The organism is Aeoliella fuhlenseeensis, assembly GCF_052161615.1.
Lineage (GTDB): Bacteria > Planctomycetota > Planctomycetia > Pirellulales > Lacipirellulaceae > Aeoliella.
The window spans coordinates 3965169-3975000 of sequence record NZ_CP197417.1 but is presented as its reverse complement, the minus strand read 5'-3'; the positions used below and the strand labels follow the sequence as shown (position 1 = coordinate 3975000).

The window sequence follows — 9832 nt, the reverse complement described above, 5'->3', positions numbered from 1 at the left end:
GGCACGGGCAAAGACGATCGAGGCAAATCCAGTCGATGCCGGACGCGCCCGCGGTCGTGCTCAGCAGTATCGCTATGACACTCAAACTAGCGAGTCGTGACAACATGAGCTGGGCTACTCGTCCATCAGGTCAGGAAAGGGAAGCGACAATTCGGGATCACTGTGGGACTGCGGGCACCACCGGTTCCACCAATGGTGGCGGGGCAATAATCGGCTCGGCCACCGCATTAACCATCAGCGGAGCGGGCAAACGGCGGGGATTCGCGAGCCGTATCTGCCAACCACCACCCAGCGATCGATAAATATCTACCAAGCTCTGAGCCACGCCACCTTCGGCGACCGCCAGGGCATCTTGCTGAGTTACCAGGGTTGCCTGCGCCACGAACACGCGGCCGAAGTCCGTTCGACCACCGCGGTACAAGGCTTCGATCAGATCGCGGGACTCAAGAGCGGCATTCGCGCTCTCTTCGAGCAATGCCGTCTGCTCCTTCGTGCGAATGAACGACGTAATCGCGTCCTCGGCTTCGCGATTCGCCTCGAGTACCGCATTCTGGTACGACGCGACGAGTTGCTGGAAGCGGGCTTCGTGAGCACGAACGTTGTTCGCGATCCGGCCGTAGTTGAGCACGTTCCAGTTGAATGACGGGCCAATGTTACCCGCGGTTGCCGACGACGAAAACAATTCGGAGAGCGAGAACGCCTGTACCGAGAGATTGCCGTTGATGGTAAACGCCGGATACAAGTCGGTCTCGGCGATACCAATTCGGGCACTCTGAGCCGCAACCAATCGCTCCGCCCGGCGAATATCGGGACGACGGCGAATCAATTCCGCCGGGACGCCCACGACCACTTGTGCAGGAACCTGTGGAATCTTGGCGGGCGAAAGGGCTAGTATGTCGCTCAAATCCGTCGGCGGTTGGCCCAGCAGTACGCTCAAACGATTCGTCGCTTGGCGAAGTTGCAACTCGAAAATCGGAATGGTGGCTTCCGTGGTCGACAGGTTCTGCTGAGCCTGCGTGACGTCCACCTTGCCCGTGTTGCCACCTTCGAACAGGTCGGTGGCCACCCGCAGCGAACCGTCTTGAGATTCCACGTTTTGCCGTGCGTAGTCGAGTCGCTGCTGGAGCGTGCGGATATCGATATAAGCTTGGGCCACATCCGAGACTAAGAGCACGAGCACATCGTCGTACTCTTCCACCGACGCATCCAGCTCGGCATCGGCGGCCTCGACGGCGCGACGGAACCGGCCCCAGAAGTCGAGTTCCCACGCCAGCGAGCCACCGGTTTGCCAGAGGTCAAAGTTTCGGCCAGGGCCGATGGCGATACCACCGCCACCGCCGCCACCACCGAAGCCCGTCTGGGCGCTGTTTTGAATGCGCGAGTAGCTGCCGTTGAGCGTTTGCGACTGCGGGAACAGATTACCCACCGCGATCTGGCGAAGCGCTCGCACCTCCAGGACGCGGAAACCGGCTTCGCGAACTGTGAGGTTCTGGCGATACGCGATGTCCACCAGCTGATTTAGCGCGGGGTCGTTGAACACGCCCCACCACTCGGCGAGGTTCGCCGGCGCGCTATCGATTTGCGTGTTGCCCGAGTCGAGCCACGACTCGTTCACGTCGGCGACGGGACGGCAGTAATCGGGGCCAACTTTACAGCCATTTCGCCAGTACTCCATAGGCCCGGTCATGCAGCCCGGCGCCAAAAGCATGGACAGGGCCAGGGCTATGCGAACCACAGTTTCGGTTCCCCGAAACTTGGTCGAGTGTGAGCGCGGTGTCGCGGTAGTTTGAATATCTTGGTTCATGCTGCGCCTCCCTGCGCAGGATGGGACGTATGAATACGCTACCCGGTCCTATCGGTGGTAGCGGTCCTGCCGAAGCAGCGTTTATGCAGGGCTAAGGCGGGGTCGCGGGGGTCCGGCGTGCCACAATCGATCCAGGCGTTACAGATTCTGATAGCACGTGAGGTAGCCTTGGGTGCGGGCCGCCGAGGTTCGTTTGTGTTCGACCGCCATCGCGGAAGTCCGAACTTGCTGGCAGACTCTTTCGTGTGATATAATTCGATATCTAACTATTGTATATCGACGGAAAACGGAGGCTCCCCGAATTGCTGAAGCAAGATTTTAAATCGGACGTCGGCTACTGGGTGCATGTGTGCGCCCACCGGTTCGAAAGCATGATGAATGCCGAGCTGGCGAACGAGAACATCAGCTATCGGCAATTTCAGGTGTTAGCTTGGCTGGCCCTGGAGGGCGAACTGTCGCAAGCGGAGCTGGCGCGGTGCTCAGGCGTAGAGCCATCGACTATCGTTTCGGTAGTCGATCGGATGGAGCGCGATGGATTGATCGAGCGACAGGTTTGCCCCGAGGATCGCCGCAAATATCGTTTGATTCCGACTCCCGCCGCGAACCCTGTGTGGAAGCGGGTGCTCAAATGTGCGGCGAAGGTGAACGCCTCCGCCACCCAAGACCTTACGAAAGCCGAACTCGACCAACTCCGCTCCTTACTCGAGCGGGTGAATACTACCTTAGAGAAGCAGCAGAGCACTGACAAAACATGATACCGCACTTACATACAGACGCGGCTTGCAGGCACTTCGTCGCGGCAAGCGGAAGAAAGTCGAGCCGCCAACTAGCGATTTGGGCCTTACTGCCCACAGTGGTGGCGTTCGTTGGTTGCGAAGCTCCGAATGAGTACGCACCGCCACCGCCACCACAAGTAACCGTGGCCTTCCCCGTCGAAGAGGACGTGCAGGAGTACTTTAAAACCATCGGACGCACGCGCGCTCTGAGTACGGTCGAGCTTCGCTCGCGGGTCAGCGGCTATCTCGACAGCATCAATTTCGAAGACGGTCAGTTGGTGGAGAAGGACCAACTGCTGTTTGTCATCGAGAAAGCCCCCTACGAGGCTCTGGTCCAATCGGCTCAAGCAACGCTCGCCAAGGCTCAGGCGAACCTAGAGCTTGCTCGCCGCCAATTGGCCCGAACCGAGCCGCTGGTGTCACGTAACGCGGTTGCCGAGAGTGAGCTTGACCAAGCCGTCGCCGAGCGAGATGCCGCGGAGGCGGATGTTCTCGCAGCACAAGCAGCGCTTCGCGAAGCGAACTTAAATCTGGGTTACACCGAGATTCGTGCTCCTTTCGCGGGCCGCATCGGCCGCCATCAGGTGGACCTCGGCAACTTGGTGGCCCCCAGCGAGACGCTACTCGCCACGCTCGAGTCGGTCGATCCGATTCAGGCTTACTTTACGGTGAGCGAATCCGATCTGCTGCACTTCCTGCAAATGCAACAGAATGGCGAACTGCCGAGCGACAGCGAGATTCCGGTCGACATGGCCTTCGGCAACAGCGACGACTATAGGTTCCACGGCAAGATCGACTTCTTGCAGTTCGGCGTAGATCCCGGGACCGGAACGACCGAACGTCGGGCGTTGTTCCAAAACGCCGATCAACAATTGCGGCCCGGTTTGTTCGTTCAGATCCGCGTGCCCGTAGGCAAGCCGGTGCGCCGCCTTTTGATTAACGAGCGGGCGATCGGTTCCAGCCAGCAAGGCGATTACGTCCTCGTGGTCGACGCGGACAATAAAGTGGTCTACCACCCCGTCCAGCTCGGCGAAATCTATGGCGACAAGCGAGTGATCCTCAAGGGATTGAAGCCCGATGAGCGGGTGATTGTGGAAGGATTGCAGCGGGCGAGACCCGGTAGCGTGGTCACCCCCGAAGAGGCCGGCAAGGCCCCGGCTCCCCCCGCGGCTGGCGCTCCCGCCGCTGGTGCCCACTAACTTTGACTTTCCACGACGCCCCACTTCTAAGATCTCACCATGTTGTCAAAGTTCTTTATCGAGCACCCCGTCTTCGCGAACGTGATCGCTGTGGTCACGATGCTGATTGGTGCGGTTTGCCTGTGGCTACTGCCAATTGAGCAGTACCCAGAGATTACGCCCCCCACGGTCCGCGTAACCACCGTGTACCCCGGTGCTACGGCGGCGACCGTTGCCGACACCGTTGCTGCGCCGATTGAGCAGCAGGTGAACGGCGTGGAAAACATGCTGTACATGCAGTCGACCAGCTCGGGCGACGGCTCCTACTCGCTGACCGTCACGTTCGAAGTTGGTACCAACACGGACGATGCGCAGGTGCAGCTTCAGAACCGTGTGGCGATCGCCGAGCCACAGCTTCCCGAAGAAGTGCGTCGGCAGGGTGTGACGGTGAAGAAGCAGTCGAGCAACATCATTCTGGTGCTCTCGCTCACTAGCACTAACCCTCAGATGGACACTCTCTATCTGTCCAACTACGCCACGCTTCGTCTTCGCGACGAACTCAGCCGCATCAAAGGCGTGGGCGAAGTCACGGTGTTTGGTACCGCGGCTTATAGCATGCGCGTTTGGCTGGACCCTCAGAAACTCAAGGCTCGCGATATGACCGCGAGCGACGTGATCGCGGCGCTCGCCGAGCAGAACGTTCAAGTCGCCGCTGGGCAGATTGGGCAACCACCAACCCAAGACGATAGGCAGTTTCAGTACTCGGTCACCACGCAGGGCCGGTATAGCGACGCCGAGCAGTTCGAAAACATCGTCGTCAAATCGGGCGAAGGCACCCGGCTTGTTTACTTGAAGGATGTCGCCCGCGTTGAGCTCGGTAGCCAGTCGTACGACCAATTCACCGAAAAAGAAGGCCAAGCCAACGCGAACATCGGCATCTTCCAGCTCCCCGGAGCCAATGCCCTGCAAGTCGCCGAAGATGTCCAGGAGGCGATGAAGCGTCTGAGCGAGCAATTCCCCGAGGGCCTAAAGTACGACATCCCGCTCGACACCACGCTATTCATCGAGTCCTCGGTACACGAAGTTTACAAAACGCTCATCGAAGCCGGCGTGTTGGTGCTGCTCGTGATCCTGGTGTTCCTCCAGGATTGGCGGGCCATTCTGATCCCGGCGACCACCGTGCCGGTGACCATCATTGGCGCGTTCGCCGCCATGTACATGCTGGGCTTCTCGATCAACATGCTGACTCTCTTCGGCCTGATTCTCGCCATTGGCATCGTGGTCGACGATGCCATCGTGGTGGTTGAGAACGCCGTGCACCATATAGAACGGGGCGAACCGCCCAAGGAAGCCACCATCAAAGCGATGAGCGAAGTGCTGGGGCCGATTATCGGTATCACACTTGTGCTACTCGCGGTGTTTATTCCTGCGTCGACGCTTGGCGGTATTACAGGCCAGCTTTATAGGCAGTTTGCGCTAACCATTGCCGCCACGGCGCTGATCAGTGCCATCAACGCCGTATCACTGAAGCCCGCGCAATGCGCGCTGTGGCTCAGGCCAACCAAGGAGAAGAAGATGTTCTTCTTCCGTTGGTTCGAGGCGGTTTACGGCGTGTTCGAGCGGATGTACGTCGCCATTGTTCGTCGGATCGTCAAAGTCGTGTGGCTCGGATTGCTGGTGTTTGCCGGCCTCGTAGGACTGGCGGGCTGGTGGTACACACAGCTTCCTACGGGCTTCATCCCCACCGAAGATCAGGGCTATATCCTGATGGCCGTGCAACTTCCGGACGCCGCGTCGCAGTCGCGAACCCGCGAAGTCATGTCAAAGATCGACGAAATCCTGGCCGAAACCGATGGCGTCAGCAGCTGGGTGACGATTGGTGGTTTGTCGTTGCTCGATAACAGTAGCGCGCCGAACGCCGGCACCGTGTTCGTGTCATTCTCGGATTTCGAGGAGCGGCAGCACGCAGGCATGACTCAAGACAAGATCATCGGCTCGATTCAAGCCAAGCTCTTCGGCATTCGCGAGGCGATGGTGTTCGCATTCCCGCCCCCCGCGATTCGCGGCCTCGGTGTTCGGGGCGGCTTCGAAATGCAGGTCGAAGACCGTGGTGACGTCGGCATTGATACGCTGCAAATGGCTTCGCAGGCTATCGTTGAGAACGCCAGTACCCAGTCGGCGCTATTCGGTGTGCGGTCGTCGTTCCGCCCCGGTGTGCCGCAGCTTCGTGTGGATATCGACCGCGAAAAAGTGAAGACGCTGGACGTCCCGCTGAGCGAAGTGTTCCTCACGCTCCAAGCCTATCTTGGCTCGGCGTACGTGAACGACTTCAACAAGTTCGGACGTACTTACCAAGTTCGCGTGCAAGCAGACTTGCAGTACCGCGCCGACCCGGATGACATCCTGCGACTCGAAGTTCGCAATCGCCGTGGCGACATGCTACCGCTGAGTGCCTTCGCGTCGGTCCATCGCACGCTCGGCCCGCAGGTGATCAATCGCTACAATTTGTACCCCGCCGCGAGCATCACCGGCGAAGCGGCCGCTGGTTACAGCACGGGTGATGCGCTGCGGATCATGGAGCAGATTGCGGAGCAGTCGATGCCTGATGGTATCGACTACGACTGGACCGGAATGGCGTACCAGGAAAAGAAGGTGGGCGGCGAGGCGATCTTCATTTTCATCATCGCCATCTTCTTGGTTTACTTGGTGTTAGCCGCACAGTACGAGAGCTGGATTCTACCGATCTCGGTGATCTTGGTCGTTCCGCTAGGACTACTCGGTGCGGTTGCCGCGGTCGCGATTCGCCATATGGACATTAACGTCTACACGCAGATCGGCATCGTCCTGATCATTGCACTCGCGAGTAAGAATGCCATCCTGATTGTGGAGTTCGCCCGCGAACTGCGTAACAAAGGCAGGTCGATCCCCGACGCTGCAATCGAAGCCGCGCGGATGCGGTTCCGCCCGATTATCATGACATCGTTCGCGTTCATCCTGGGCGTGACACCGCTGGTGTTCGCCAACGGCTCGGGTGCCGCGGGACAGCAGGCCCTAGGCACCGCGGTGTTCGGTGGCATGATTGCGTCGACGGTGCTCGCCGTGTTCTTCATTCCCATCTTCTACATCGTGTTCCAGAATATCGATGAGATGGTGCGGACGAAGAAGCCCGTGGTCGAATCGGCTTCCGTTTAATTGGCAATCGCGCGCGGGGCGGATTGGATCGAACCATTTGCCCCCGTGATTTGCTCGGCTCGAGCCGGAGACATCCTCACAAGCTCGACTGGGCCAAGTAAGCCCGACGGCAGAAGCGGCATGTCGCCGTTTGCGAAGCGGACGATGTTGGTCTTCGTTAGGCGCTCGCTGCGTGGCAACTTCGCGTCGCCAATCAAGCGGTTGGGCCAGAGATTGACCACTTCGATCCGTAGCTGATTGTCGCCCTCCCGGATTGCATCGGTCACGTTCACACGAGGCGGGTCGCACCACACAACGCCGAGGTCAGTGTTGTTGAGATGGACGCGTGCGAGATTCTTGACCGCGCCGAGGTCAAGCCAAAGCTCTTCGTCGGTGTCGAGCTTGCCGGAGTGAGTGAGCGAGATTTCGTAAATCGCGGTGCCCGAGTAGTAACGGATCCGCGGGTCGGCAGACTTCGACCAGTCCTCGAGAGTGTCGAACTGCACGGGCTCTTCGGGGCCGCCCCATCGCGGATCGAAAGTGACCTGCCATGGGCCGAGGATGGAAGTGTTCGAAGTCGCCACGCGTTCGACCCCAGCTCGTGTTGCAGGCGTTGGGTCGTCGCGAAGCACAATGAAGACCGAACCCTCCGCGGGCAAGTCGAGTTCGACTTCTGTGCGGCCGCCTCGAACCTTTGCGTTGGTCGCCATCGTGATGGTGCCATCCACTGCGTCCCATATCTCAGTTGTACGACCATCGACCCGGAACGAAGCGGTAACTTGTTTGGACTCGGCGTCGCGATTCACGACGAAGTAGATGTCGGAGTCGTTGGTCTGCCGGTGGAAATAGTCGAGCCTGGCATCGGTGAGGCTTGAATAACTAAAATCGGGCTCAATTCCGCGGCGACGTAATGCGGTTCGTGTCCGAACCGGTTCAATGAGCTTTTCGCCCCACAACCGCGCAGCAAGTTGGTTAAACTCTCGGCGATCTTCCTCTTCCGCAATCAAGCCGATTGGTGCCGCCGGTTTCTCGCCGTAAATAGTTGCTCCCGCGTCGGCGAGTCGTGCAATCTCACGTAGCGCGGCGAGACCATAGTGACCCGAAGGTGGTAACACTAGTATCGCGTAACTGGTGCCGTCGGGGAGGATGATGCGACCATCGTTCACGGTAGCCCGCTCGGCGAGGACTTCGAGATTCACCACGTCGTAGTCGTACCCGCGAGGCACCAGCGCGGGGTTGTCGGCCTTGAGACGCACGAAGCTGGGCACATTCTCGCCGTAAAAGTAAAGCACGTCCGAAACTGGGACGCCTTGCTGAAGCAAAAATTGGCTACGGTTCAGGTAGCCGATGAATCCGTCGCACTGATCCCACCACGTGACCTGCGGGTTGAGATGCGTACCGGCGAAATAGGCGTTGCCAGGATAGCCCGCTTCAATGGGCGAGCAGTCGAACGTGTGCCACATGACGAGGTTGAGTCCCTCGCACGCCACCTGATCGAAGACCGGCTTCAGATCGCGTGGGTCCTTCTCCCAGTGGGGCCCGATAGTAGTAAAAGCCTCGGCCATGACCAATCGCTTACCGTAGATGTGCGCGGCGGAGGCAGGTTGCTTGACGAAAAGCCGTGCCGAATCCTCGACACGGTGCGTCCGACTGCGAGCCCAGAACTCACCCATCGGAATGTCGCTGAGGCCAAGGTTTAGTAGCGCGTCGACCGGTGCCGCATGGGGGCCGCCCGACTCGGGATGAATGCCGAGCCCGCGCTCGTGGGCGTACTTTGCAAAAGCGCGGTACTTGCCATCAGCGATCATCTCGGCGATGGTACGCCGAAAGTCGGCAAGGAAGCGGTTCGAAGTCTCGGCATCATCCACCACGTAGCCAGCAACAACGGGGAGATAAGTGGTGAGGTCATATCCACGCCGGCTTACAAACTCGTCCGGTAGCGCCGAAGTCCAATTCACGGGGCCGAGTTCCCAGCTATCGGTGTGCAGAAACTTCAGCGATTTGCCGACGTAGGGCTTGGCAACTTTAAGAATGGGAGTGAGCACATCATCGCAGTACTGCTCGAACGCGCCGGCGTCGAGGTAGTCGATCGCAAGACCTTTCCAGTTGTCGCTCGACGTAGAAACATGGGCACCCGAAGGGGTGTAACCGAATCGTAGGATGAGCCAGCGTCCGGGTGGCGCGTCCCATTCGAGCTGTCCGTGTGCCCCCAGCTTATCGGTGAGGTCCTGAATGGCACTACGATCAACGACGACTTCGCCCTCGCTTTCGCCGACCTCGAGCAAATGCGTCGCGTCAGCGGCGATGAAGTTGCCTGGGTAGTCGTGGTAGGCTTTCTGCCGATAGTTGTCGACGCGCGCGAGCGATAGCTCCTTGTCAGCTGGCAGCGGCAGTGCCAGCACGCTGATATCGCAATAGTAGTCGTTCCGGGTCTCGGGCTGCGGCAGTTCCATCTGCAGTAGCTTGCCTCCTTCGACGACGATCTTCGACCACGTGATTTCCTTAGCGGCGTGGTGGGGGGTGACCGAAGGGCCGCCGAGATTCCAGCCACTCTGGATGTTGAAACCAAGTTCCAGGTCGAGCCGCTCGGCTTCGCGAAGCGCATGGACGAACATCTCGCACCACGCGGGCGAAGCGAAGTCGGGGCCGTGCGGTGGTTTGCGATTTTCGTTTTGGCTGGCGTGTGCGGCGTCGATAATGTTCGCGCCCCCCATGCCCTTGGCTTTCATCGCTTCGAGGTCGCGAGTGATTGCCTCTTTGGTCACATTGCCATTTAGCCACCACCACCAACAATGCACACGCGACATCCTCGGCGGGTTCCGCCAGCCTTCCTCCAAAGGCATCAGTGCGTTACGCGAGCTCGCAAGGTGTGGGTCCACGACCGCGGGAGGAGAAGCCGGCGA

General features: G+C 59.5%; 5 protein-coding genes. 3 read left to right on the top strand and 2 right to left on the bottom strand.

Going from position 1 to position 9832, the window contains the following annotated elements; all coding sequences use genetic code 11:
• Nucleotides 1-157 precede the first annotated feature (157 nt).
• The gene (locus tag SH292x_RS15585; protein ID WP_442481932.1) at nucleotides 158-1708 is read right to left on the bottom strand and encodes an efflux transporter outer membrane subunit; all 1551 of its coding nucleotides are present in this window, start codon (nucleotides 1706-1708) and stop codon (nucleotides 158-160) included.
• Nucleotides 1709-2106: 398 nt separating this feature from the next.
• Here SH292x_RS15585 and SH292x_RS15580 point away from each other — a divergent pair, with 398 nt between their 5' ends.
• The 3 genes from SH292x_RS15580 (at nucleotide 2107) to SH292x_RS15570 (ending at nucleotide 6950) form a co-directional block, all read left to right on the top strand.
• Nucleotides 2107-2559 (top strand): MarR family winged helix-turn-helix transcriptional regulator, encoded by a 453-nt coding sequence (locus SH292x_RS15580; protein WP_442481931.1) that lies wholly within the window; start codon nucleotides 2107-2109, stop codon nucleotides 2557-2559.
• A gap of 101 nt (nucleotides 2560-2660) precedes the next feature.
• The gene (locus tag SH292x_RS15575) at nucleotides 2661-3779 is read left to right on the top strand and encodes an efflux RND transporter periplasmic adaptor subunit (RefSeq protein WP_442481930.1); all 1119 of its coding nucleotides are present in this window, start codon (nucleotides 2661-2663) and stop codon (nucleotides 3777-3779) included.
• 39 nt (nucleotides 3780-3818) lie between these two features.
• A complete protein-coding gene (locus tag SH292x_RS15570; protein ID WP_442481929.1) occupies nucleotides 3819-6950 on the top strand; it encodes an efflux RND transporter permease subunit in 3132 nt (1043 codons plus the stop codon).
• Here SH292x_RS15570 and SH292x_RS15565 read toward each other — a convergent pair.
• Nucleotides 6947-9736, bottom strand: coding sequence for a glycosyl hydrolase (locus SH292x_RS15565; protein WP_442481928.1), 2790 nt, complete (start codon nucleotides 9734-9736; stop codon nucleotides 6947-6949). The genes SH292x_RS15570 and SH292x_RS15565 overlap by 4 nt on opposite strands.
• Between the last annotated feature and the right edge of the window lie 96 nt (nucleotides 9737-9832).